23 protein-coding genes are annotated in these 24226 nt (G+C 47.1%); 19 read left to right on the top strand and 4 right to left on the bottom strand.

The window, feature by feature from the left end; genetic code table 11:
- Positions 1-48 precede the first annotated feature (48 nt).
- The gene (yegQ, locus tag Q1A08_RS11120) at positions 49-1449 is read left to right on the top strand and encodes a tRNA 5-hydroxyuridine modification protein YegQ (protein ID WP_299772816.1); all 1401 of its coding nucleotides are present in this window, start codon (positions 49-51) and stop codon (positions 1447-1449) included.
- A 55-nt stretch (positions 1450-1504) separates the two neighbouring features.
- On the opposite strand, the gene Q1A08_RS11115 is transcribed toward yegQ, so the two are convergent.
- Positions 1505-2065, bottom strand: coding sequence for a dienelactone hydrolase family protein (locus tag Q1A08_RS11115; RefSeq protein ID WP_299772814.1), 561 nt, complete (start codon positions 2063-2065; stop codon positions 1505-1507).
- Between the two features lie 159 nt (positions 2066-2224).
- Here Q1A08_RS11115 and cobB point away from each other — a divergent pair, with 159 nt between their 5' ends.
- From cobB to Q1A08_RS11100, 3 genes are all read left to right on the top strand, one after another.
- Entirely contained in the window at positions 2225-2941 is a 717-nt protein-coding gene (cobB, locus tag Q1A08_RS11110) for a Sir2 family NAD+-dependent deacetylase (RefSeq protein WP_299772812.1), read from the top strand.
- Between the two features lie 80 nt (positions 2942-3021).
- Complete coding sequence (locus Q1A08_RS11105) at positions 3022-3600, top strand: CPBP family intramembrane glutamic endopeptidase (protein ID WP_299772810.1); 579 nt, start codon at positions 3022-3024, stop codon at positions 3598-3600.
- A 195-nt stretch (positions 3601-3795) separates the two neighbouring features.
- Positions 3796-5118 (top strand): aminotransferase class III-fold pyridoxal phosphate-dependent enzyme, encoded by a 1323-nt coding sequence (locus Q1A08_RS11100; RefSeq protein ID WP_299772808.1) that lies wholly within the window; start codon positions 3796-3798, stop codon positions 5116-5118.
- A 70-nt stretch (positions 5119-5188) separates the two neighbouring features.
- Here the strand turns inward: Q1A08_RS11100 and Q1A08_RS11095 are convergent, their stop codons facing one another.
- On the bottom strand, positions 5189-5401 hold the full coding sequence (locus tag Q1A08_RS11095) for a carbon storage regulator (protein WP_299772806.1): 213 nt from the start codon (positions 5399-5401) through the stop codon (positions 5189-5191).
- Positions 5402-6050: 649 nt separating this feature from the next.
- Here Q1A08_RS11095 and Q1A08_RS11090 point away from each other — a divergent pair.
- Positions 6051-6260, top strand: coding sequence for a cold-shock protein (locus Q1A08_RS11090; protein WP_299772804.1), 210 nt, complete (start codon positions 6051-6053; stop codon positions 6258-6260).
- Between the two features lie 87 nt (positions 6261-6347).
- On the opposite strand, the gene purU is transcribed toward Q1A08_RS11090, so the two are convergent.
- Positions 6348-7223, bottom strand: coding sequence for a formyltetrahydrofolate deformylase (gene purU, locus Q1A08_RS11085; RefSeq protein WP_299772802.1), 876 nt, complete (start codon positions 7221-7223; stop codon positions 6348-6350).
- A gap of 142 nt (positions 7224-7365) precedes the next feature.
- Here purU and Q1A08_RS11080 point away from each other — a divergent pair, with 142 nt between their 5' ends.
- From Q1A08_RS11080 to Q1A08_RS11065, 4 genes are all read left to right on the top strand, one after another.
- Positions 7366-8724, top strand: coding sequence for a hypothetical protein (locus tag Q1A08_RS11080; protein WP_299772801.1), 1359 nt, complete (start codon positions 7366-7368; stop codon positions 8722-8724).
- A gap of 138 nt (positions 8725-8862) precedes the next feature.
- A complete protein-coding gene (locus Q1A08_RS11075) occupies positions 8863-9900 on the top strand; it encodes a hypothetical protein (protein ID WP_299772799.1) in 1038 nt (345 codons plus the stop codon).
- 20 nt (positions 9901-9920) lie between these two features.
- A complete protein-coding gene (locus Q1A08_RS11070; protein WP_299772797.1) occupies positions 9921-11108 on the top strand; it encodes a hypothetical protein in 1188 nt (395 codons plus the stop codon).
- A 56-nt stretch (positions 11109-11164) separates the two neighbouring features.
- Complete coding sequence (locus Q1A08_RS11065) at positions 11165-12649, top strand: hypothetical protein (protein WP_299772795.1); 1485 nt, start codon at positions 11165-11167, stop codon at positions 12647-12649.
- On the opposite strand, the gene Q1A08_RS11060 is transcribed toward Q1A08_RS11065, so the two are convergent.
- Positions 12600-13430 carry a transporter substrate-binding domain-containing protein gene (locus Q1A08_RS11060; RefSeq protein ID WP_299772793.1) on the bottom strand — a complete coding sequence of 277 codons (831 nt, stop codon included), beginning with the start codon at positions 13428-13430 and terminating at the stop codon, positions 12600-12602. The two genes, Q1A08_RS11065 and Q1A08_RS11060, sit on opposite strands and share 50 nt — an antisense overlap.
- 128 nt (positions 13431-13558) lie before the next feature.
- Between Q1A08_RS11060 and Q1A08_RS11055 the strand changes: the two genes are divergently transcribed.
- From Q1A08_RS11055 to Q1A08_RS11010, 10 genes are all read left to right on the top strand, one after another.
- Positions 13559-15646 (top strand): SUMF1/EgtB/PvdO family nonheme iron enzyme, encoded by a 2088-nt coding sequence (locus Q1A08_RS11055; RefSeq protein WP_299772791.1) that lies wholly within the window; start codon positions 13559-13561, stop codon positions 15644-15646.
- A 70-nt stretch (positions 15647-15716) separates the two neighbouring features.
- The gene (locus Q1A08_RS11050) at positions 15717-15974 is read left to right on the top strand and encodes a hypothetical protein (RefSeq protein WP_299772789.1); all 258 of its coding nucleotides are present in this window, start codon (positions 15717-15719) and stop codon (positions 15972-15974) included.
- A gap of 71 nt (positions 15975-16045) precedes the next feature.
- Positions 16046-16852 carry a MotA/TolQ/ExbB proton channel family protein gene (locus tag Q1A08_RS11045; protein WP_299772788.1) on the top strand — a complete coding sequence of 269 codons (807 nt, stop codon included), beginning with the start codon at positions 16046-16048 and terminating at the stop codon, positions 16850-16852.
- Between the two features lie 14 nt (positions 16853-16866).
- A complete protein-coding gene (locus Q1A08_RS11040; protein ID WP_299772786.1) occupies positions 16867-17940 on the top strand; it encodes a VWA domain-containing protein in 1074 nt (357 codons plus the stop codon).
- A complete protein-coding gene (locus tag Q1A08_RS11035) occupies positions 17937-18947 on the top strand; it encodes a VWA domain-containing protein (protein ID WP_299772785.1) in 1011 nt (336 codons plus the stop codon). Before Q1A08_RS11040 ends, Q1A08_RS11035 begins: the two co-directional genes overlap by 4 nt.
- Positions 18948-19093: 146 nt before the next feature.
- Entirely contained in the window at positions 19094-19762 is a 669-nt protein-coding gene (locus Q1A08_RS11030; RefSeq protein ID WP_299772783.1) for a hypothetical protein, read from the top strand.
- A complete protein-coding gene (locus Q1A08_RS11025) occupies positions 19749-20426 on the top strand; it encodes a hypothetical protein (protein WP_299772781.1) in 678 nt (225 codons plus the stop codon). The genes Q1A08_RS11030 and Q1A08_RS11025 overlap by 14 nt, the downstream gene beginning before the upstream one ends.
- Positions 20427-20431: 5 nt before the next feature.
- On the top strand, positions 20432-21916 hold the full coding sequence (locus tag Q1A08_RS11020; RefSeq protein ID WP_299772779.1) for a M48 family metalloprotease: 1485 nt from the start codon (positions 20432-20434) through the stop codon (positions 21914-21916).
- Positions 21917-22150: 234 nt separating this feature from the next.
- Positions 22151-23779 (top strand): long-chain-fatty-acid--CoA ligase, encoded by a 1629-nt coding sequence (locus Q1A08_RS11015; protein ID WP_299773167.1) that lies wholly within the window; start codon positions 22151-22153, stop codon positions 23777-23779.
- Between the two features lie 158 nt (positions 23780-23937).
- A complete protein-coding gene (locus Q1A08_RS11010; protein WP_299772777.1) occupies positions 23938-24201 on the top strand; it encodes a hypothetical protein in 264 nt (87 codons plus the stop codon).
- Positions 24202-24226: the final 25 nt, after the last annotated feature.

Raw genomic sequence — 24226 nt, 5'->3', positions numbered from 1 at the left:
TTACCGTACAATGCGCGCCCGAATTAACCCAGATAGAACTAAGGCTTTATGAGTACCCCGTTTACCCCTGAACTATTGTCGCCAGCCGGCACCCTAAAATCCATGCGCTACGCCTTTGCTTATGGCGCTGATGCCGTCTATGCGGGCCAACCCCGTTACAGCCTGCGCGTGCGCAACAATGAGTTCAATAAGTTGGATAACCTGGCCGCCGCGGTAGAAGAAGCACACGGCATGGGTAAACAATTCTATTTAGCCTCAAACCTGTCGCCCCACAATGACAAGGTTCGCTCTTATATCCGCGATCTAGAGCCAGTCATCGAAATGGGCCCGGATGCGCTCATCATGTCGGACCCTGGCCTCATTATGATGGTAAAAGATCGCTGGCCAGAGCAAGAAGTGCACCTGTCCGTTCAGGCCAATGCAGTCAACTGGGCTTCGGTGAAATTCTGGGAGCGCCAGGGAATCAGCCGAGTGATTCTTTCCCGTGAATTATCACTGGATGAGATCGAAGAGATTCGCCAGCAGTGCCCAGAAATGGAAATCGAGGTTTTCGTCCATGGCGCACTCTGCATTGCTTACTCTGGCCGCTGCCTGCTCTCCGGCTATATGACCCACCGTGATTCCAACCAAGGTGCCTGCACCAATTCTTGCCGCTGGGAATACAATGCCCACAGTACCAAAGAAAATGAAACCGGCGATCTTATCGCAGTCGACCAGCGACGCGATGTGCGTGGCAGCGAAAATCCAGTGAACACCGATGACCTATCTGCGGTTTATACACCTAAGGATTACGACCCAAGCGGCGTCAATGAAGTAGAACCGGTACTGCTACAAGAGAAGAACCGCCCAGGCGAGTTAATGCCGGCTTATGAAGATGAGCACGGCACCTATATTATGAACTCAAAAGATCTTCGCGCTGTACAGCACGTTGAGCGATTGGTGAATATGGGCATTCACTCTTTGAAAATTGAAGGTCGCACCAAGAGTCACTATTACGTAGCACGAACCGCACAGGTTTATCGCCGAGCTATTGATAATGCGGTTGCCGGCAAGCCTTTCGATAAGAACCTAATGGCTGAGCTTGAGCATCTTGCCAATCGCGGTTACACCGAAGGTTTCTATCGCCGTCATGTGCCCGCTGAATATCAAAACTATGAGAAAGGCGTTTCAACCAATCCAAACCAGCAGTTTGTTGCGGAAGTCAACGGTAGCGACAGTAATCGTTTGCACTTGGAAGTGAAAAACCGTTTCAGTGTGGGTGATAAATTAGAGCTGATTACCCCGCAAGGTAACCATAGCTTTACCCTAGACCACATGCTGGATAAACACGGACAGGATACTGAGACAGCGCCAGGTTCTGGCCATCAAGTAGCCATTGATTTGCCAGAGCACATTCAGTTATCTGAAAAAGATGCAGATTATACTTTGTTGATGCGTTATACCGCCTAAGCCTTTTCTAACTGGGCTTGGCTAATTAAGCTAAGTCCAGCGACCTCCACTTCGCTCAGCACATCTCATTAATTTTCTGCTTAAGCTTCTGCAAATAGATTTCATAAGCCTCAGCATTAAAGTTTGCCGAGCGTCGATTCATAAAACCATGAAGATAAGCTGATCGCTCGACCGATACAGTCTGGTATTTCGACACATCTTTAATCAGAGTATTCACACAAAAATGCTCTTCTGATTCAGGAAAGACAAGATGAATTGGGAAGCTGGGTTCAACCTCTCTAGCATGCCGAATCTGCGAGCCATAAAAGCCTATGCCAGAAATAACATTATTAAGATTATTGTGGCCTGCCAGATACCACACTGCCGCCGCTCCGACACTAAATCCGATTAACATCACAGGCTCAGATGATTCGAGAATATGTTTTAGGAGACGATTTGCATAGGTTTCGATACCAACATATTCAGAGAAATAGTCGTAGCCTTCCTGCTCATCGTGAAATTTCAACTCAGAATCCGTATAGGGAGAAATGACCTCAGTTGCAAAAGGCAAGGAAGCAGCTAAATCGCCTAAGGCATCTGTTTTCCCAAAAATATCAGCAGCAATAATGATACGCATTTATTGTTAACTTTCTCAACATTATTAAATTCTTCGCTGTTAATAGAACAGGAATTTTAAGGTAATAGTAATAGCTCTTAGTAAACTCATTCGATACGTCGTAATATAGCGCTCTGACCTGCCATAAGAACAAAAGCTAATATCAGCGGATTTTCTATTATGCATCAAAAAGACAGCCGCAACATTGTCGTGTTAACCGGCGCCGGGGTATCGGCAGAATCTGGTTTAGATACCTTTCGGGATAACGGCGGCTTGTGGGAGCAACATCGCGTCGAAGATGTCGCCACACCCGAAGCCTTTTCTCGTAACCCAGAATTGGTACAGCGTTTTTATAATATGCGACGTAGCGCCTTATTAGAGAAGGCAAAACCCAATGCGGCACATTTCTCACTGGCCGAATTCGAAAAGAGCTATCGTAAGGCTGGCTTGGGTGATTTCTTGTTAGTAACTCAAAACGTCGATGATCTGCACGAAAGAGGCGGTAGCGAAAAATTGCTGCATATGCACGGCGAGCTCTTGAAAATACGCTGCCAACAAAGCGGCAAGGTCTACCCTTGCAAAGAGGACATCAGTGCCGATCGCCCCTGCCCTTGCTGCCAAAGCCCTGGGCAATTGCGCCCAGACATTGTCTGGTTTGGTGAGATGCCCATGTTTATGGATGAAATAGAGCAAGCACTATTGACCTGCGATATCTTTGTTTCTATTGGTACCTCTGGCCAAGTTTACCCAGCTGCAGGCTTTGTACAATTAGCCAAGGCTTATGGCGCCCACACAATTGAGCTGAATCTCGAAGCTTCTGGCGGACAATTTGATGAAGGTCACTATGGGCCAGCTACCGAGGTCGTTGCTGAATATTTTAAAACGCTTTTGCCCTAGAGGTTTAAATAATAGCCACTTAAATAACAGCTAGCTAACAGACATTTTATTAATAGCGAACGAACGGGAAAATAATTGCAATGGATGACATCGCCAAGGACAAGGTGCCTTATAGTAAGGTAATTCGCAGCCAGCTCATTCTATGTGTACTGGGCCTACTGCTAGCTCGCTGGCAAGACAAATTAAATAGCTTTTCTGGCCTTGAGGATATTCTACAAGGACTGCTCCTGGCCGGCGCCATGATGCTAGCACTGCTGCTCATAGAGAAGTGCCTGCCATTTCTTAAAGAAGCCATCAATCGCGATCTAGCAAAATACCAAAGCCTTATCGGCCATTTCGGCTACCTGCAACTGGCTTTAATTGGGGTATTAGCCGGCGTTTCTGAAGAATGGCTGTTTCGCGGATTCTTGCAAAACTGGCTGGTAGGCTTACTCGACTTTGAGGGCTGGACACCCCATCTAGGTATTATTCTCGCTGCTATCTGCTTTGGAGCCCTGCACGGTCTTTCTTGGGTGTATTTCCTGATGACCTTTGCAATGGGTCTACTGTTTGGCTATGTCTACCAAGCTAGCGATAGCCTGATGTTGGTGGTTGTTTGGCACGGCTTTTACGATGTGCTGGCGCTGTGCTGGCTGAAGAAAAACAACTGGCAACTTTAATTCCTAATTCATACTCACACTTGATATTTGCAGACCCTATATAGGTTCGCATTTACTGCGGTCATTAAGTCTAGAATACCCAACCTTTAAATAGATAAATAGTAATTTACCGACGCAATAAACTTGCCTATGCTGCCGTGGTTTACTAATTTGTTATTAGGCTAGATAAGCCACTATATAGAGAGCGAGAATGCTATGAGCACCATTAACACTGAGCACTATTGGCTGCCTTTCACCCCAAACCGTGCTTTTAAAAAGAACCCCAAGATTTATACCAAAGCTGAAGGCATGACCATGACTTTGGCCGACGGCCGCGAGATTCTAGATGCCACGGCCGGCTTGTGGTGCACCAACGCTGGTCACAGCCGCCCAGAAATCGCCGAAGCGGTACACAAACAGCTATTGGAGATGGACTACGCCAACCCATTTGGCTTTGCCCATGAGCAAGCATTTGAACTAGCCACCCGCTTGGCAGAAGAAATTGCTCCTGCCGGCGTAAACCGTGTCTTTTTCACCAACTCTGGCTCAGAGTCTGTCGATACTGCATTGAAAATGGCTCGCGCTTACTGGCGCAAACGTGGCCAAGGTGGCAAAACCCGCTTTATTGCCCGCCAGAAGGCCTACCACGGAGTGAATATGGGAGGTGTTTCTGTTGCCGGCCTTACCCCTAACCGTGCGGTATTTGGTCAAGGCCTAGAAGTCTCGCATCTTAGCCACACTCGCCTAGAAGAGAATGCCTTTAGCCGCGGCCAAGGCGAACATGGCGCCGATAAGCTGGCCTATGAGCTAGAGCAACAAATCGCCATGTACGACGCCAGCAATATTGCCGCCGTAATTATCGAGCCAATGGCCGGTGCTGGAGGCGTGATTATTCCTCCTAAGGGCTATTTAGAGAAGGTTCGTCAGATCTGTGATGACAATGACATCCTATTGATCTTTGATGAAGTGATTACCGCTTACGGCCGTCTGGGTGATGGTACTGCGGCACGTGTTACGGGCGTAACACCTGATATCATTACTACTGCTAAGGGCCTAACCAATGGCGCGGTCCCAATGGGAGCCGTATTGGTCAGCCAAGAAGTTCACGATGCCTTTATGCAAGGCCCTGAAAATGCACCGGAATTCTTCCACGGTTACACCTACTCGGCGCACCCAGTTGCTTGTGCGGCAGCCTTAGCGACGCTGGATATATACAAAAACGAGAATTTGTTCGAACGCGCTGCGCAGGTTTCCTCAGCGTGGGAAGACGGTATTCATCGCTTGGATGATAGCGAGCTGACCACTGATGTTCGCAATTGGGGATTAGTGGGCGCCATTGACTTCAAGAGCGGCCCTGCGGCGAATGGTATCGAGGGTATGACAAGAGCTCAAAGCGTTGCTGCCAAAGCCTTGGAAAAAGGCATCACGGTGCGCGCTGCTGGTGACACCATTATGATGTCACCTCCGCTGATTATCGAGCAAAGCCATATCGACCAGATATTCGACTCCCTACTTGAAGCTATTGCTGAAGTCCAATAGCGCCAGCTAAGGCTTTGGAATCTATCTGATGAGGTAGATTTGCTGAATAAGAGGGGTAGCTGAGCTGCCCCTACTTATTTCCATTGCTCGCTTTTTTCTTATGCAAGCTGTCCATGATGCTATCAAGCAGGCCTTCCGGTGCAATTTCTTCGCGGTAGATTCTCACTGAATCGGGGGCGCTAACACCCACAGCGACCTGGCGACCTGATATTGACACAATTTCTATACAAACATCATCGCCAATGATCAATTTTTGGCCGGCCTTTCGTGTCAAGGTAAGCATGATTAAAGTCCAATATTACTGCGTTGTTCCTCAGCCAAATTCCCCATCCATGAAGTACCGTTTGGCTATCCTCCCAATGGCCACTACTCAACTGATCAGCTGCTGATACTATTCCTTGTGTAAAGCCCCAAGTTTGCTGGTGCCCTGCCGTTAGCGAGCTATCAAAATGCGTAGCGCTGTGACGCCATCAGAAGGTTAACTCTGTCACAAAAAAGGGGGGTTTTGACTCATGCGTTAGCATGGAAAGGGTCCAATGGTGAACAAATCCCGTAAAATCACACTGAGGTCTGAGAATTAGTCAACTACTTGTCAGCTAAGAAAATGTCGTTATTTGTTGACGAAGTCATCGAAATGAAACATTGATCTGGCAAAAATCTTTCTTGCATAGGCAGAATGAGTTTCCCAGAGGGAAATTATATGTCAGAATCTCTGCATCAAAGTAGTCGTTGTGCAACTGAGATCCTCTCTGATCGCAGCAGCCATAACCACAATAATAAGGTGCGAGTACAAAGTATTTGTTGAAAGCGATTTGCATTAATCCATTCGTCTATCGTTTTTACACGAATCCAGCCAATCCAGGTTGGTAAATGCCTCAATGATTGGGGCCCTGGATCCGCGCATGCGGAGCAACACGAAGAAAGAGAGAGATATGTCCAGTCCAGTTGAAGGAACCGTAAAGTGGTTCAACGATGAAAAAGGCTTCGGCTTTATTGAGCAAGAAAGCGGTAAAGATGTGTTTGTTCACTACAGTGCTATTGAAGGCACTGGGCGTCGTAGTTTGCAAGACGGCCAACGTGTGAGCATGGTAGTAACTCAGGGCGAAAAAGGCCCTCAGGCAGAAAACGTAGTTCCGCTTTAATTCAGCTGGAAATTTTCGTTTCAAAACGATTGGCGCCCTGCTTTCAGCTTGGCGCCGTTTGTTTGTAAGCTTATAGCAAAGCGATGACTAGCGGCTAAAGACTACGGTCTTGTTGCCATTAGGCAGGATTCTTTGCTGCGCAAACCAGCGCACTGCTCTCCCCAGCACACGCGATTCAATATCACGCCCTATTTCAACCAACTCTTCTGGTTGATTAACGTGGCTCACCCTCTCTACGTCCTGCTCAATAATCGGACCTTCATCCAAATCCTCTGTTACAAAGTGCGCCGTAGCGCCAATCAACTTAACGCCCCTTGCATAGGCTTGGTGGTAAGGTTTTGCTCCCTTAAAGCCTGGCAAAAACGAATGGTGAATATTGATTGCACGCCCCCTTAAGGCACCAGTCATTTTAGGCGACAAAATCTGCATATAACGCGCCAAGACGAGTAAGTCTGCAGATTCAGTATCAATAAGCTCCAGGATTTGGGCTTCTTGTTCTGATTTATTGTCGGGACCTACCGGTAAAAAATGATATGGCACCCCGTACCACTCTACCAATTCACGCATGTCTTCGTGATTGGATACTACCCCCACGATATCCACCGCCAAACTGCCGCGTTTCCAGCTATTTAGTAGGTTGTTCAAACAATGCCCCCACTTAGACACAGCGATAACAATTTTTATACGCCGATGCAGGTCACATAAAGACCACTCCATGCCATAGCGTTCAGCGACAGCTCTAAAAGCGGATTTAATATCCTCTATGGGTTTTTCCCCTTCGGCCGTTTCAAAGACCGTGCGCATAAAGAAGCGCTTACTATGCACATCTTCAAATTGAGAGGACTCACGAATATTAAAGCCTTGCAAGGCAAATAGGTTGGCCACAGCGGCCACAATACCGGGCTTGTCATCACAACTAAAGGTCAAAACAATTTCCGATACTAACTCGTTTTGCTGATTCATTATGTAATTCTTAATTTATCTAGCGAAAATGTAACAAGCACATCTGCGCTGCAATTTGCTATAGTGCTACAGCAACCACCTAATTTGGGGCTACTTGAAAACAAGCCCCCCAAAACAACACTAAATTCGTTGTGGAGCGCTTATGTTTCCTGCCATGAAAAGCAAAATAGGCAGCCCTGCTATAATTTTAATATGGGGCCTATTGTGCTCGGCCCTTAGCCTAGCACAATCTGATTCCAAGGATGCTACTGCAACGACAAATATCTCTTCAGCTGAAGCAGAACAGCCAGCAATTAATGCCACTAGTGAGCAAGCACCAGGTTCGCAAGCTAATCCAGAATCAATATCTAGCCCACAAAAGGAAAAGACAAAACTAGCAGCCAAAAAATTCACTCACAGGCTTTCAGCGCAGAGCCTAGAACAAATCAGTTTTTTAGAAAGTAAATTATGGAAGCTACAGGAGCAACATGGCAATTTTGCTTCGGCAAGTAGCGAAGTCTTAGCCGATATGGCCGTCATTTACCAATCTGCCAGGCAGTATGACGAGGCCAGCAAATTACTTCGCCAAGCCATGCAGGCACAAAGGGTCAATCATGGATTGTACAGCGAGCTGCAAGAACCCATTGCCAAACAACTGGTCACCAACCTGGTCGCTGCAGGTCAGTGGCGAAAAGCGAGAGAACAACAAGAGTTTCGACACTGGCTAGCAAATCGATCCTTGCTGGACGACAAGAAAAAACTGTTAAAAACCTTAATGGCACTTGGGCAGTGGCAACTACATGCGTATGTATACAATGGCCGAAGGGATTTTGCTCACTTGAGCGCTGCAAGTGACCTGTATCTGCAATACATAGGCATTTATGGACAAAGCCCTGAACTTGATCGGCAACACGAAGATCTCTCGAAAGTTCTACAAGGTTTTATTGCGAGCAATTACTTTAAACTAATAAATCTCGAACAAGGTCAACAAAGCAGCGGCTTTTCTGTAACTACACTTCGTCAAGACCCATTGAGCCAACGGGAAGCAAATAACGAGTTCCAACAAGAAAAAAATTCCATCTTTGTTACCGGAAAAAAAGCCCTTGAGAGCATGTCTGCAATTGAAACCGACGAGGCGGATCAACAAAGACTCTCCATTCTTAAAGGTGACTGGCACCTGATGTTCGGCAAATACAGTACAGCCAAAAAATACTACCGCGAAGCTCTGGCCTTTAGCGAGGAGTCTCAGCGCTCTACACTGCTCGCCACCCCAGAAGTGATTCCAATATTACCGGAGTGGGACGAAAGTTTTTCAGAACTGGAGCCACGGGTGCATATCAAAGCTAGTTACGATATTGGTAGAGACGGTAAAGCCCGAAACCTTAAAGTAGCCTCCGAAGATAAGAAGTATCGCGGGAAGATAAAGCGCCAACTGCGCAAAACTCAGTTTCGCCCAAACATCAATTCTGACGGCAATTTCCAAAACAGCAAGAATATTCAGCAGAGCTTTAGTTTTCCATAATACTATAAGAGAATCTTTCCTAGATTCACTTATTCAACCACATATAGAGCAAGGGCATTAAGGCAGATGACTCGGGAACTTGCACAGTTTGATTGACTCAAAAACCTACGCTCTACCAATAGTGATTCAGGCGAACATATGAAACTACGTTTTTCTAGTAACAGTCAAATCTCAGCCCGCACAGCCCTGCTAAGCCTAGCACTGTGTATCAGCTTGAGCGCCTGTAAAACGCAATCTACAACCAGCCAAAGCTCTAGTGGGATGCCGGCCAGTAAACCACCCAGTAGCAGTCCATCAGCAAGCAGCCCCTCGTCTAGTCCTAGCAGCATGCCTAGCGGCGGCAATACAAGGCCATCTAGCCGAGCGCCAGGCAGCACGACTAGCGCTGATAGCGGCCAACAATCCTCATCAGGATCAAATAACGGGCAAGACCGTGAGCAAGGCTCATCCTCTGGCCTGCCTAGCAGTCCTGGGCCCCAAAGTTCGGGTCCTCAGAGCTCAGGCTCAGGGCAGTTTGAAGATGGCAGTTTGGAGACTAGTGACAGTGGTGCGGGAGCGGCAGACAGCCCGCTTTATGAGCAATACGACCCCGCTGGTGACGGTGATGCCGATGTTAGCGATGCCAGCACATCCCCCGGAGCTCGTGCAGAAACCGCTGACATCAGCTTTGATGAAAGCACTGCCGCAGCCGGCGGCAACAACCAATCTACCGCCGAAAGACAAGCCAGTCTGGAAGCTGAACTTGAAGGCTCATTTGGTCGCTATGACGGTATGATCCTGCGCGAGCGCGATAAAGTGCTGGCTGATGGCGCCGCTAGGGGCGCAGAAGACCAGCTGGAACAAGAAGATCCTGGGTTTGGCCAAGGTGGAGAAGGTGACGGAGCTGGAGAAGGCGGCAATAGCCCTTACGGTGCACCTAACACAGAATCCGGCGCAGACTCGTCTAATAGCGGTGATGGCCAAAGCCCTGCCGCTAGAGGAGAAAACAACGGCGATTATCAGGGCGCGAAAGGCAAACCGGCGAATAACGGTTTACCACCGGTTCCCGATGACATTCCTGATGGCAGCGATGACGATATTGTCGCCCGCCAAATTCGCGAAGCGGCCATGGCAGAAAAAGATCCAAAACTCAGAGAGAAGCTCTGGGAGGAATACCGTAAATACAAGCAACGCTAGTCAGATTAATAGGATTTAATATGTCGCTTTCAAATAAGCCCTGGCCTGCACTATGCACTATTCTTTGTAGTCTTTTATTGGGTGCTTGCGCTTCACATACGGTGAAGACAACCCGCTATGTACAACTACAGCAAGAAACGGCTGAGATACCTGAAAGCCAGCTATTGGATGTTGGGGTCGAAATTCTAGATCCCAATTTAGAGCAAATCGAGGATGACGATGCCCTAGTTTTTGCGGAAGTTCGCAAAGCTGAATCCCATTACATGGCTGGCCATATTCGTGATGCCATTCAAGCCAGCTCAGCTTGGGGCGCAGTTCGGCTCATTCCTGGCGCAGCAACCTTAGTTGATGTTCAACTCAGTGGCCGTATTCTTCACTCAGATGGTGAAACCTTACAACTTGCCATTGATGTTAAAGATGTGACCGGCCAACATTGGTATAGCAAGGAATACAAAGCAATAGCTAGTCGCTATGCCTATCGCCGCGAAACCGCGAGCAAGGCCGACCCCTTCCAAACGATTTACCATCAAATATCCAATGATCTATTGCAATATCGCCAACAACTCGATGCCGAATATCTCCGCCGCACACGCCTAGTCGGCGAGCTACGCTTTGCAGAAAGCTTTGCCCCCCAGTCTTTTGCTGGCCAGCTACAGCGAGACAAAAAAGGTATCTACCAGATCGAACGCCTTCCCGCAGAAAACGACCCTATGCTGGAGCGCATTAGAACCATTCGAGAACGCGATCATTTATACATCGATACCCTACAAGATTTTTACGGTAGCTTTATTCAGCAAATAGATAATCCTTACAGAGATTGGCGTAAACAAACCTATCAAGAAGTTAAAAACCTACGAGAAGTCAAAGAGCAGGCTCGTAATCAAACCATTGCTGGCATTGTTTCCGTACTTGCGGGTATCGCCGCTGCAACAAGCAATAATAGCGCGGTGCGAACCGCTGGCGCAGTGGCTATTGGAGGCGGTGGCTTTTTGGTAAAAGAAGGTTTTGGAAAACGCGCTGAAGCCGATATGCACAGCGAAACGATTCGAGAGCTAGGTGATTCTTTAGAGGCTGCCATTCAGCCACAGGTTATCGAGCTGGAAGATAGAACGATTACCCTTAGCGGCTCGGTGCAACAGCAGTATCAACAGTGGCGACAAATCCTACGTGAACTTTATGAAGTGGAAAATGGTCAATTAAGCCTTTAAGAAGCCCGCTACCAAATTAAGCCGCTAACTAAGAATTCGAGATATTCATTAAAACAATGCCAAACAAAGCAGAACAAACCTTCGCCAGCTTAGCACCCGCTCAAGAGCCAGGGGTTTTGAAACAAAAGCGTTTTCTAATACCTGTCTTGAGCATTTTGGCAATAGTATTACTAAGCGTCGTGTTTTGGCTGCCCAGTATTGTTAAAGAGCCTTATGCAGAAACTATAAACCCACAAATCAATGCAAGCCCTGCATCAGCAAACAAGCCTATTCAGCAATCCCCATGGCAAGATGCACAATTGGGCAAACAACGTCGCGCCGCCCAAGACATACTTGCCAAACTGCTTCAGAGTCAAGAAGCTCTTGAACAGCAGGCGGTTAAACAATGGGCTGAGCAAGATTTTCAAAGCGCCTTAGATTTCGCTCAATCAGGTGATCAACTCTATCGACAACAAAGTTTCGAGCAAGCTATGGGGCAATATCAGGCCGCTTTAAACGCAATGGAAGATCTACTAGGGCAAGTCGACGATATTTATCAACAATACATGGACTTGGCCAAGCAAAATTTGCGTGAACAAAAGCTAACACAGGCCAAAGAACAAGCAACCTTAGCGAGCAAACTCAAAACCAGTTTAGCGGGCAACGTAGATGATGCACAAAAGCTGCTCAATCGAATAGATATTGCTGATGAAGTCAACGACCTTATACGCAAGGGCAAGCGATTCGAGCGCCAACAAGATTGGCCAAATGCCGAAAAGCTCTATCAGCAAGCCCTACAACTTGATCCTGAAAGTGAAGTCGCCAGTGAAGCCGCACAACGTATGGACAATGCGACTACGGAGCAGCAGTACTCGCAAGCGATGAGCAATGGCTATTCAGCCTTGGAAAACAAGCAGTACAAGACGGCTGAAAACTGGTTCAGCAAAGCCCAAAAATTAAAGCTTGGAGATAGCTCGGCTAAATCAGCTTTGAGTGAAACCAAGACTGCTCGACTACAGGCATCGATACAAAGCCATTTAAGCCGCGCTGAAAAAGCGGCCCAAAATGAAGACTGGCAGCGCTCAGTGGAGCAATATCAGAAAGTACAATCAATGGCACCTGCCGAAGTGAGCGCAAGGGTCGGTTTAATCAAAGCCAAAGTCCGCTTGGATATCGATCAAAGATTTAAAGCCATTCTTGAGAAACCCAGCACCTTACAAGACCAGCAAATAAGGCAGCGAGCGCAAGGGCTTATCAAAGAGGCGAGCCAACTTAAAAGCAATGATGATAATCTTAATCGCCAAATAGCCGAGTTAAAAGTAGCACTGATTAAATCCCAAACTCCAGTGGAGATCACCCTGCAGTCCGATGGGCACACCCAAGTTAGCCTATTACGGCATAAACGCTTAGGCTTATTTTCACAGCTTCAAATGGATTTACCGCCCGGTAGCTACACGCTACTAGGACAGCGAAAAGGCTATCGAGATGTACGAATAAACTTTGAAGTTAAACTTAACAAGGACATTCCGCCGCTTGAGGTGGCCTGCCGGGAACTGATTTAACATACAACTGGGCGCAATCAAGATATTTACTGGTGATCTGCTTGTAAATACCGCGCTGTTTGAGTTTTTTTAAACCTCGATTAAAGGCATCACGCCAGCCATCGCGCAAAAAACCGACATGATATTGGTTCACCGGTAATAGATCATGGCTGCGTATTTTTTGCGACATGGCTTCTTGGGGAGATTTATTATAGTAATATTGAAAAATGTGCTTATCCATGACGACTAGCTGAGTGCGCTCTTTTAGCAACATGGATACCTGCTTTGCTTGATTATGATGTTCCTGGTATAGCTGATTATCTTTTACCAAATCACTAAAGTGATCACCAAGATAGTGTTGAGCGTTTTGAAAAGCGACTAAAGATTTGCCTTTAATATCATTAATCGAATTCAGCTTGATATCAAATTTATCAAGGCTGAAAAAGGCATTTTGGTAGCTAATATGAGAATCCGAAAGGTAGACATGCTCTAAAGGTAGATCGGGGCTCAGGGTCAGCGCGCCATCCGCCTGGGCAGCATTTAAAGCACGAGGAATTCTGGCCAGTGGCATGCGCTTGGGGATTACACGATACCCCTCGATCGCCAAGGCCATACGAACCAGCTCAAGCTCTAAGCCCTGTTCATTATCAGGACAGATATACGGTGGCATTGCCTGCCCCACGAGCAAGGTGAGATCTTTAGTAGCTTCAGCGCGAATCGAAGTAGCGTTGAGAACACTAGCAAGCGAGGCTAGCACAAGGCATATGCGATTGATTAACTTATTCTCATTAAACAATAGCATCTTGGCCTCCAGCCAGCTGACGGTAAATAAAAATATTTTATATGTTTAAATGCAACTTTATGCCTTTGCAGCTAACAAATAAAGTCATCTTCGACCAATAGTTAGCTTATTTAAAGCGAGACAAAGAATTGAGCGACCAAAACACACAGGCCAACGCAGCCAAAGAACTATTTAAACCTATACAAAAGCAGGCGCGCTTTAGCCGTAAAAAGCAGCTATTAATTGTAGTTTTCTTTATCTTAGCCGCCCTAATTGCTTGGTTTATTAGCGCAGCGAGCGCGGTGTTGATTCGACCAACGCCCGCTTTTGCCCAAACTCAGATTGGGTATTGGTTAAAACTGCCTTTTGGCCAAGATGTATTGATGCTGCCTGGAAAATACACGGTGAGTGCCACTGCGCCCGGCTATCATCCCTACGAAGAAAGCTTCGAGCTTGGCGATGAAAGCTTAGAGCTCAATATCAATATGAAAAAGTTGCCGGGTCAACTTAAACTAAATGCCAAAGACGGCTGGACGCAACAAGCAATAAACGGTGAGCTGAAGAGCACCTTAATCCAGTCAAGTCCGCTTAAGGAGAGCTACTCAGCAACAACAGATTTTCCAAGTGTAGAAGCAGGTCAATACCAATTGAGTGTTGAACACCCCCTGTATCTTCCGCTAGCGCAGAGCATTGAAATCACCGGAATGGGCAAAAGCCAAGAGCAAGACCTTGTCCTACAAGCCAATTATGGCTTGATCCATGTTGCTCACAAAAACCCTGGGGCCCAACTGCGAATCAATGAAAAAGAAGAAAATCTTAACGAGGAAAGAATCGCTCTGGCTGTGGGTGATTACGATGTATGTTTAGAGCAGGAAGGCTACAAAAGCCAATGCCATTGGATAGAGCTGGCCGCAAAACAAGAACTGACAGTTGATTTCGCTGAACTACTACCAGCCGACGCCAGTTTGACTTTGAGTTCAACACCTAGCGCTGCCAATGTGCTAGTCAACGGTCAGTTCCGAGGGCAAACTCCAATCACCCTAGCCCTTAGCCCTGGTGAAGCTCAAAGCATCAAGCTCTATAAAGATGGCTATCAACGTTTCAGCAAAACCGTGACGCTAAAAGAGAAGGAGCAACAAACATTACAAGCCTCTCTATTACCGTTTTTAGGCAAAGTAAGCTTGAAGCTTTTCCCCAGCAACACAAAAGTTTTCTTAAACAATAAAGCCTTAAAGCTAAACAAGGGGGTCGTCAATTTGGTCAGCCATCCACAAACTCTTCGCTTTGAGGCTCCTGGTTATGCTAGCCAGAGCCATCGAATATCACCAAGTCAAAACAGGCCACTGCAGCTCGATATTCAATTACTCACCTTGGCCGAGCAAAAGTTTGCGAACCTAAAACCGGTGTACCGTAACAGCAATGGCGAACAGCTCAAGCTATTTAAGCCTAAACACAGTTTTACCATGGGTGCGTCCAGGCGTGAGCAAGGACGACGCGCCAATGAAAGTCAGCGTAAGGTTAAATTAAATAGAGCTTTTTACCTGGCCACCCATGAAGTGAGCAATAAAGCCTTTCGTCAGTTTAAAAACAGCCATAACTCAAACCACAGTAAGGGCACCAGCTTAAACAATGATAAATATCCGGTAGCCAACATTAGCTGGCAAGATGCAGCCCTATACTGCAATTGGCTGTCTCAAAAGGAGAAGTTAAAACCGTTTTATAACGTGCAACAAGGCAAAGTCAGCGGCTTCGATGAAAGCGCCAATGGCTATCGCTTACCAACAGAAGCGGAATGGGCCTGGATTGCGCGATATGATGCCGGAAAAATGAAAAAATACGCTTGGGGCGATCGAATGCAGCACTCTGCCAGCAAAGCGAGCTATGCAGGTAATTATGCGGATCGCTCCGCGGCCACTCAAGTTGGCAGTATTCTCAACAACTATGATGACGGCTTTGCTGCCAGTGCACCCAGCGGAAAATTCCCTGCCAATAAGCACGGAATCTATGATCTGGGTGGCAACATGGCCGAATGGGTACATGATGTTTATGGCATCAGCACGGGCCTGAATAGGACTGAACTTGAAAACCCTATGGGTAAACAAAGCGGCCAACACTATGTTATTCGAGGCCCTAACTGGACCAGTGGAACAATGAGTGATTTACGCTTGGCCTTCCGTGACTATGGCAATGCAGGCAAACGCCATGTTGGCTTTAGAATTGCTCGCAATGCACTTTAGCTGCAAATGATGGGTCAAACCAAAAAGCAACAATGAAGCCATATTTAAAGAACAGCAACGAGTAAAGCTAATGTTTTATACCACCAGAACTGTATACATACTGCTATTGAGCTTAGTCCTAACAAGCTTTGCCCAAAGTCAGGATTCTCAAAAAGCGGAAGGCAACTTGCAAAAACAAGAAAAACAGAGCACTAAAATCGAAAAGCAAGCCGTAAAAAACAAAGACAAAACCAGCAAAGCGGCCAGGGACGCTAAAAATGAGCAAGTATTTAAGCCGACTGAAGAGATATCTGAAGATCTACCAGTCGCCTTCCCTGTCGACATCTAAATTTAGTCTGCCAGTAAAACAGAAATTAACAGCTGCAAACAACAGCATTAAACAACAATAGGACAAGCCAAATGCGCAGAAATGGTTCTGAATTTTTATTTCAGCTTTTTGCTTTAATCATTGCCAGCATTATCGTGCACGCTATCTTCGTCACCGTTATTCGTCCAAATGCCGACGCCATACTGCAAGCCCAAGCTGCTATGCAAGCCAGCGGTCAGACCGTCGTCGTAGAGCGTTCGCTCTATGTGGTACTGCGCGATTACGAACAGGAAGCCTGTTTTATTTTGATGCTCTGGGCTATGTCCATCATGGCCTTTAAAGCCTGGCAAGGCCGAAAAGAGAGACAATTCTTACAGCTGGATCTATTAGGCATTAGCGAAAATAGCGCTATTCGCGTAGAGGATTGTGATCGCCTTATTGCTCCGCTACAGCAACTTCCAGAAGAGCAACAACGCTTCTTGTTACCAAGGGCACTACTGCAAGCCTTACGTCGTTTTGGCTCCAGTCATACCATGGCCGATGCGGCAACTGCCGTGAAGGAAGCCTGCACCACCGAATCAGATCGCTTGGATTCTGAATTGGCCATGGTTCGCTATATTGCTTGGGCCATCCCCTCAATTGGATTTATCGGTACCGTACGGGGCATTGGCGAGGCGCTTAGCCAGGCCCATAAAGCCGTTGAAGGTGATATTGTCGGCGTTACGGTTAGCCTTGGCGTGGCTTTTAACTCAACCTTTATTGCGCTGGTTATCAGTATCATCATCATGTTTTTTACGCATCAGTTACAGCTCATGCAAGAACGCTTGGTATTAGATACTCAAGATTACGCCGATACACATTTGCTACGTAATTTACAACTTGGCCAACGTGAGCAGTAGGCGAATAATTTAGCATGGCTCGTAAACGCAAGTTCACTACTTTCAATTTATCCTTTTTGGATATTATGTCCTGCGGCTTTGGCGCGGTGGCACTGATCTTTCTAATCATCAAACATGATATGGATCGACGCCAACTGGAAAATCCAAACGAGCTCAGCGCCGAAGTTAATATGCTTAACGAAGATATACAGGCCGCGAAGGCCTTACAAGTTAGAGCCCGCAACAGCCTATCGGATGTTGACCAGCAACTGCTGGAAGCCCAGGGTTTAGCGCGACAAGTCAATGAAGATATTAAAGCCACCCGCACTCGCCTTGCGGACATTGGCAGTGCTGACAAAAACACGCTAGAAGAACTCAAGCAGGAAATTCAGAACCTTCAGCTACGAAAGTCCGAGCTTGAAGAAGAAAATAAGCGCGGCAACGATTTGCGGGAGATTACCGGCCAAGGCAATCGGCAATATTTAACAGGTTTAAAACTCGGCGGCCAGCGTATTGTGATTTTACTCGATGCATCAGCCAGTATGTTAGATGAAACCATTGTTAACGTTATTCGTCGCCGCAATATGAGCCCAGAGCAACAACGCGCAGCCGCCAAATGGCAACGCGCGGTTGCTACCGTGGAATGGCTAATCGCCAAATTTCCGGTTAACAGCCAGTACCAAATTTATACCTTCAATACTGAGGTGAGTCCATTAATTGCCAACACTAAAGGACAGTGGCTCGATGTCAGTAATCGTCGCCAACTACAACAAGGGCTAGATGCGCTTAATCAGCTCACGCCTAAAAACGGCACCAGTTTAATCAGAGCCTTTGAAAGTCTATCCAGCTTTCAACAGCTTCCTGACAATGTCTTTCTAATTACCGATGGCTTGCCAACACAAGGGAAACAAGCACCACGCAAGAAAACAGTAGATGGCAATGAACGTATGCGCTTATACAATCGCGCGGTAAACGCTCTTCCCAGTGGCCTGCCGATCAATATTATTTTGGCACCGATGGAAGGCGACACCATGGCAGCGGCCGCTTATTGGCAACTCGCCCATCGCAGCAAAGGTTCTTTTATGAGCCCATCAAAGGATTGGCCATGAGCAATTCAAGAAAACGCGATCGCCAAGGCGACGATTTTAACGTTTCCTTTCTAGACGTAATCTGCTGTGGTTTTGGTGCCATCGTCTTGCTACTAATGATCACCAAGAGCTCTTTGCCTGGAGCACTTGAAGTCAGTGACGTTCAACAGCAAGGGCAACTGAAAAGATTGCAGCAAGAGCTCTTTGAGATTCGCGGGGAGACCCGTATCTTAAATCGTGAGCTCACCGCCAAGACCGAGCAACTTGATGATGAAGCTCTGCGTTTAGCTATTTTAAAATCTAGACGCCAGCAACTGCAAAGTGAACTGACCGAGCTCGCGAATGCTTCGGCCGCCGACGATAAAATTCGCGCCCGCCTGCAGCTCGCGCTGCAGGATCTCAATGAAGAGATGGAGCGCCTATTGGGGCGCAGTCACTCGGCTAAAAACAGTCTAGTTGGTGGTATCCCGGTCGACAGTGAATACATTATTTTTATTATCGATACCTCGGGCAGTATGTTTAATTATGCCTGGCCTAGGGTCATGGATGAGTTAATCGCCACTTTGAACATTTACCCTAAAGTGAAAGGCATTCAAGTAATGAATGATATGGGTAACTATATGTTCAGTAGCTATCGTGGACAATGGATACCCGACTCTCCTTCACGCCGCAAAGCAATTATTAAACGCTTGCGAACTTGGAATCCTTTTAGTAATTCCAGCCCTGTTGAAGGTATTCAGGGTGCTATCCGCCGATATTATGCGCATGATAAGAAAATTAGTCTTTATGTGTTTGGTGATGATTTTTCTGGTGGTTCGATTCGCCGGGTTATTAAAACTGTCGAACGTCTAAACGCCAGTGATAACAAAGGCGAGAGACGCGTTCGCATTCACGCTGTAGGCTTCCCTGTTTTACTTGCAGAGGCGAATCCCGCAGAACAACAAAGCGCCTATCGATTCGCCGCCTTGATGCGTGAGCTAAGCTACCAAAATGGCGGCACCTTTGTAGGATTAAATGATTATCGATAATGCTTTGCTTTATGATATTGCTGCATTGATTTGATCAAATATGTCACGACAGTGAATAGATGAATAAATCATGACAGGCCAGACAAGAAAAGCGAAGTGTGCTATTAATGTGTAATCGGACTATACAATAATAGAAAGAGTCTTATATGAGAAAACAGTACAGCCGATCATTACTGATGCTAGGCAGTCTGATTTTAGCAGCTTGCTCCAGCCAGCTTACCGTAAAGGGCCAGTTCCCCAGCCCTTTAACAACCGCTATGCCACTGCATGGCGCGGCCTACTACAGCCCAGAATTAACTTCACACAGCTATGTAGAAGACGACAAAGACCGCGCCAAATGGAATATACAAACAGGGGTGGCACAGCAGGAGTTTTTCGAGAGCCTACTTCCTTCACTCTTTCAACAGTGGGCAGGCCAAAGCCCAGACCCTGAAAGTGAGGCCTTCAAATTGCCTGGGGTCGATATTATCGTTAAGCCAACATTGAGCGACTTCCAATATAGCTTACCTCGAGAGACCCGCAGTAAAATTTTTGAGGTTTGGATTAAGTACAATATGCAGCTTTACCAAAACGACGGACAGCTCTTGGCCGACTGGTTTATTACTGCCTATGGCAAAACCCCTTCAGGTTTTATGCAATCAGATGAAGCCGCTATGAATGAAGCGATCATCGTCGCGCTACGTGATCTCGGGGCCAATCTCACGGTGAACTTTTCCCGCGTACCAGAATTGCAAGACTGGATGGGAAAGCGTGACTCAAGTATTCACCAACAACAAGCTGCTGATCGAGGGGGAGTGCAAAATGAAACACCCTAGTTATCTATTGGCTAGCCTTTGCCTACTTAGCTTAAGTGCTTGCACATCGGTTACCATCGATGAATATCAGCGAGCTGAAACCAACCTTGCCAGCGGGGATCGCATCGTACTGCTGGGTCGTAGGCATTCTCCAGATTATGAAACTGAGCCCGACCTGATCAATTGTGTTGGCAAAGTAATCAGTGCCAATCAAAGCGGAATATCTGTCATCCCTGAAAAACAATTTGTCGATGAGCTCTACCCTTGGTTCGAACCTCGTATGGCACCGATGCGTCCAAAGCGCCTTGCACACCTAGTAAAAAAACCTCAAGTGAGAGAGAAGATCGAAGAACTCAAATTGCGCTACGTAATCTGGATTGATGGCAGCACCCAGCAAACCGGCTCGGCGGGATCTGTTGGCTGCGCCGTTGGTCCAGGTGGTGGCGGTTGTTTTGGCTTTGGAACCTGGGATGATAAATCAGATTACGAGGCCGAAGTGTGGGATTACCAAAAACAGGACCTAGTGGCCAAAGTCAGTGCCGACGCCAAAGGAACCAGTTATATGCCCGCGCTTGTGGTGCCTATCCCCCTACTTGCAAGGGTACAAAGTAATGCCTGTAAAGGCTTAGGTGCACAACTTCGAGAAATTTTCGTTCCCGATTCTTCCGCTAACGCAGGAGCATAAGGTTCATGTCCAAATCTATTTTTTACAAACTAAGCATAAGTCTATTGCTCGGCGGCGCTCTGTTGCAAACAACATCTTGCTCGGTTAATCCAGCGACCGGGTCCCCCGATGTAGTGTTTCGTTCCGAGTCTTCCGAAATAAAGAAAGGCCAAGAAGTACACGATAAGCTTTTGCAGAGCACGCCTTTATACCAAGATGAAAAACTTAATCGTTACGTAAACGAAGTTGGCCAAAAGCTAGCCGCCGTCAGCGATCGTCCAGAACTTAACTACCAGTTTTTTATTGTTGATAGCCCCGATGTAAATGCTTTTGCGGTTCCTGGCGGCTTTGTGTACATAAATCGCGGCTTGATCGCCTATCTTGAAAATGAAGCGCAACTCGCTGCAATCCTTGGCCATGAAATTGCCCATATAACAGCGCGTCATTCTGTACGACAAGAAAGTGCAGCCACGGGTGCAAAAACCCTATCCATTTTAACCGCCATACTCACCCGTAGCGCCGAAGTCGGCGAGGCAACTGGTCTTTACGCCAGCGCTGCCGTTCAGGGTTATGGTCGTGATATGGAGCTCGAAGCTGATGGCCTGGGCGCAAAATACCTTAGCGCTGCCGGCTACCCGGCTAAAGCCATGTATGAGGTTATTGCAATCCTAAAAGATCATGAGGTCTATCAAAAACGTTTAGCGCGAGCCTCGGGTCGCAAAGCCACGGCTTACCATGGAGTGTTTTCTAGCCACCCACGCAATGACAAGCGCCTGCAAAAGCTCATCAATGTTGCCGAAGCTGATCAAGGCGAGCGTAAGACAAGCGCTTTTCGCCAAGCGGTAAACGGGATGGTGTTTGGGCACAATAGCGAAGCAACAGTCGGTAAGCTTAGCCAACAAGACGAGTCATCATCAGAGCAGGAAAAAGAGCAGCGCTATCGCCACAGCAGCCTTGGCTTCAGCTTTGCCTACCCGGCCGGCTGGGATGTAAAGCAAGGCAGCAAAAGTATCAGTATCAATAACCCTGAAGGCCAGACTGTGCTAAGTGTGGGTATCAATAAATTTTCAGGCGCGGCGGTAGAAGAATGGTTGCGTAAACATTACCAGGTAAAGCTGTTGCGACAATCTGAGCCTCTATATTTAAAAGGTTTGTCGGGTCACACTGGAATCATCGACGATAACAATAAAGGCCAGCAAAGAATCGCCGCCATTGCTCGTGGACGCCTCATGTACACCTTGAGCAGTGAATGGCAATCTCCAAAGTTAAGCGGCGAGTTCGATAGCCAAGTGATGGATATTATCAGTAGCTTCCGTCCAGAGCGCCGGCAGCTGGCCCAGAAGGGCAATAAAACCCTGCATTTTGTAAAAGCCAATAATCGTACTCGTTTTGAAGATTTAGCCCGCCAGGCCCGTTTAGGGCGCAATGGCGCCGATCTGCTTCGCATCATCAATGGTTACTACCCATCAGGCGAACCTCGCCCGGGTGAAGTTATAAAAATCATTCAATAAAAGCATATCTGCAAGCGGTCGTTTTCAAGGGCAGCTCCAGCGCCATTATTCTGTGGCGCCCTAAGCAAAAGGGCGTAATATGTAAAACAATTCGCCCTTTTCAGGCTAGCATCAAACAAGCGTTTGAATTTATACTTGAGCCCGTCCCTCGAGGCTAAAGCCTTGGTGGTCATTGTGGTTAGCGATAAACCACATTGGCCCAGGCACCGCGATGAAAATAAAATGGAGCATCCCATGCAAAGCACGATGATGAATATGCCGCTAAACATCACTTCTGTGATGAACTTTGCGGACAAAGTTTACCCAAATGTCGAAGTGGTCTCAGTAACCGCTGATAACCCTCGCCACCGCTACACCTATAAAGACGCCTTTGCCCGCGTACGCAAACTAGCCAATGCATTAGAGAAACTTGGCGCCAAGCAAGGCGATGTCATCGGCACCTTGGCCTGGAATGACTATCGTCACCTAGAGCTGTACTACGCGATCTCTTGTTCTGGTATGGTTTGCCACACAGTAAACCCGCGTTTGTTTGATGAGCAGATCGACTACATTATCAACCACGCTGAAGACCAGTGGGTATTTATCGATGTGGCCTTTGTTGGCACCATGGAGCGCCTACAAGATCAGCTAAGCGGTGTAAAAGGCTATATCGTGCTTACCGACGAAGCCCATATGCCAGAAACCAGCCTGCGCAATGTACATTGCTACGAAACTTTGCTGGAAGGCGAGTCGGATAGCTTTGATTGGCCAGAACTGGATGAAAATTCAGCATCGGCTATTTGTTATACCTCAGGTACCACAGGTAACCCTAAAGGTGTTGTCTATAGCCACCGCTCTACCGTTTTACATTGCTATGCCAGTTCATTACCTGATGCCTTCTGTTTATCACGTAATGACGTAACCATGCCTATCGTGCCTATGTTCCACGTTAATGGCTGGGGCTTGGTTTACTCAGCCCCAATGGCAGGTGTGAAAATGGTAATGCCTGGCCCTAAGATGGGTGACGGCGAAACTCTATGCGACTTAATCAATTCTGAGAGCATTACTTGCTCGGCAGGCGTTCCAACTGTTTGGCTAGCGCTACTTCAGTACCTAGAGAAAACCGGCAAAACCGTCGATACGCTGAATCGTGTAACCGTTGGTGGCTCAGCTTGCCCACTATCCATCTTCGATGCCTTCCGCGAGCAGTACAATGTTACCGTGCAGCACGCTTGGGGAATGACGGAAATGAGTCCGCTAGGAACCTATAACCGTGTTGCCGAAGATGCCCATGAAAACATGAGCAAAGAAGAGTTCGATACTCACCGCTTGCGTCAGGGCCGCCCAATTTATGGTGTAGATCTGCGTATTGTGGATCCAGACGGCAATGAACTGCCTTGGGACGGAGAATCTTCCGGTGCAGTACAGGTACGCGGCCCATTTATCACCGAGCGCTATCATAAGCTTGATACTGGCGGTGCTGAAGACGGCTGGTTTGAAACCGGTGATGTATCCTTTATGGATGAAAACTCACTGATGCAAATTACCGATCGCACTAAAGATGTTATCAAATCAGGCGGCGAATGGATTTCTTCCATCGAGCTTGAAAACTGCGCGGTGGATAACCCTAAGATTGCCGAAGCGGCGGTTATTGGTGTATCTCATCCGAAATGGACCGAGCGTCCTCTTCTGCTAGCCATCGTTAAAGAAGGCGAAGAAATCAGTAAAGAGGAAATGCTGGACTGGTTTGAAGGTAAGGTTGCCAAATGGTGGATTCCTGCAGACTGCGTTTTCGTTGAGCAATTGCCTCATACCGCAACAGGTAAACTGAGCAAGAAAGATTTACGCGACGAATACCAGAACTTTAAGTGGAGTGATGTGTAAAGCATCTTTCGCGAAAACAAAAAACGGGCCTTAAAGGCCCGTTTTTTGTAGCTTGTTTTATATTGTTAAATTCGCCGCTTAACTTATTTATTAATGGATTGAATTTTTTAGCAATTGCTATAAATTGGCAGCAGGAAGCACAATAGCGAGGCAGGCCATTGGCCAATCAGAATACACAGTGGCGTAAATTTCGCGTTATCGGCGTTGTCGAGCAAGGACGCGTTGTTCCCAATGTTCAACACCTCAATCAAAGCGACACCCGCTGGTATGCCCTACTTGCGTTAGATATAGACCCCGCCATTCAGATAAAAGTACCAGCTTATCTTATCGACGAAAATGCACGCTTTGAAGGCTCAATTGTCGAAGCAGCCTATATAGATGGTCAGCTTCGTGGCCGTTATGTTTTACCAATAGCCAATTAGAGAAAAAGCGCTGACTGTTTTCAAC

The sequence above is a fragment of the uncultured Pseudoteredinibacter sp. genome, assembly GCF_947500695.1.
GTDB lineage: Bacteria > Pseudomonadota > Gammaproteobacteria > Pseudomonadales > Cellvibrionaceae > Pseudoteredinibacter.
This window is presented reverse-complemented; position numbering and strand designations above follow the sequence as displayed.

Coding starts and splice junctions, on each gene's coding strand:
- Q1A08_RS11065 (WP_299772795.1), top strand. CDS start 11,165: ATGCCAAACAAAGCAGAACAAACCTTCGCCAGCTTAGCACCCGCTCAA.
- Q1A08_RS11100 (WP_299772808.1), top strand. CDS start 3,796: ATGAGCACCATTAACACTGAGCACTATTGGCTGCCTTTCACCCCAAAC.
- purU (WP_299772802.1), bottom strand. CDS start 7,223: ATGAATCAGCAAAACGAGTTAGTATCGGAAATTGTTTTGACCTTTAGT.
- Q1A08_RS11050 (WP_299772789.1), top strand. CDS start 15,717: ATGTTTTATACCACCAGAACTGTATACATACTGCTATTGAGCTTAGTC.
- Q1A08_RS11080 (WP_299772801.1), top strand. CDS start 7,366: ATGTTTCCTGCCATGAAAAGCAAAATAGGCAGCCCTGCTATAATTTTA.
- Q1A08_RS11025 (WP_299772781.1), top strand. CDS start 19,749: ATGAAACACCCTAGTTATCTATTGGCTAGCCTTTGCCTACTTAGCTTA.
- Q1A08_RS11070 (WP_299772797.1), top strand. CDS start 9,921: ATGTCGCTTTCAAATAAGCCCTGGCCTGCACTATGCACTATTCTTTGT.
- Q1A08_RS11095 (WP_299772806.1), bottom strand. CDS start 5,401: ATGCTTACCTTGACACGAAAGGCCGGCCAAAAATTGATCATTGGCGAT.
- cobB (WP_299772812.1), top strand. CDS start 2,225: ATGCATCAAAAAGACAGCCGCAACATTGTCGTGTTAACCGGCGCCGGG.
- Q1A08_RS11060 (WP_299772793.1), bottom strand. CDS start 13,430: ATGCTATTGTTTAATGAGAATAAGTTAATCAATCGCATATGCCTTGTG.
- Q1A08_RS11030 (WP_299772783.1), top strand. CDS start 19,094: ATGAGAAAACAGTACAGCCGATCATTACTGATGCTAGGCAGTCTGATT.
- Q1A08_RS11040 (WP_299772786.1), top strand. CDS start 16,867: ATGGCTCGTAAACGCAAGTTCACTACTTTCAATTTATCCTTTTTGGAT.
- Q1A08_RS11105 (WP_299772810.1), top strand. CDS start 3,022: ATGGATGACATCGCCAAGGACAAGGTGCCTTATAGTAAGGTAATTCGC.
- Q1A08_RS11020 (WP_299772779.1), top strand. CDS start 20,432: ATGTCCAAATCTATTTTTTACAAACTAAGCATAAGTCTATTGCTCGGC.
- yegQ (WP_299772816.1), top strand. CDS start 49: ATGAGTACCCCGTTTACCCCTGAACTATTGTCGCCAGCCGGCACCCTA.
- Q1A08_RS11090 (WP_299772804.1), top strand. CDS start 6,051: ATGTCCAGTCCAGTTGAAGGAACCGTAAAGTGGTTCAACGATGAAAAA.
- Q1A08_RS11035 (WP_299772785.1), top strand. CDS start 17,937: ATGAGCAATTCAAGAAAACGCGATCGCCAAGGCGACGATTTTAACGTT.
- Q1A08_RS11045 (WP_299772788.1), top strand. CDS start 16,046: ATGCGCAGAAATGGTTCTGAATTTTTATTTCAGCTTTTTGCTTTAATC.
- Q1A08_RS11075 (WP_299772799.1), top strand. CDS start 8,863: ATGAAACTACGTTTTTCTAGTAACAGTCAAATCTCAGCCCGCACAGCC.
- Q1A08_RS11015 (WP_299773167.1), top strand. CDS start 22,151: ATGCAAAGCACGATGATGAATATGCCGCTAAACATCACTTCTGTGATG.
- Q1A08_RS11115 (WP_299772814.1), bottom strand. CDS start 2,065: ATGCGTATCATTATTGCTGCTGATATTTTTGGGAAAACAGATGCCTTA.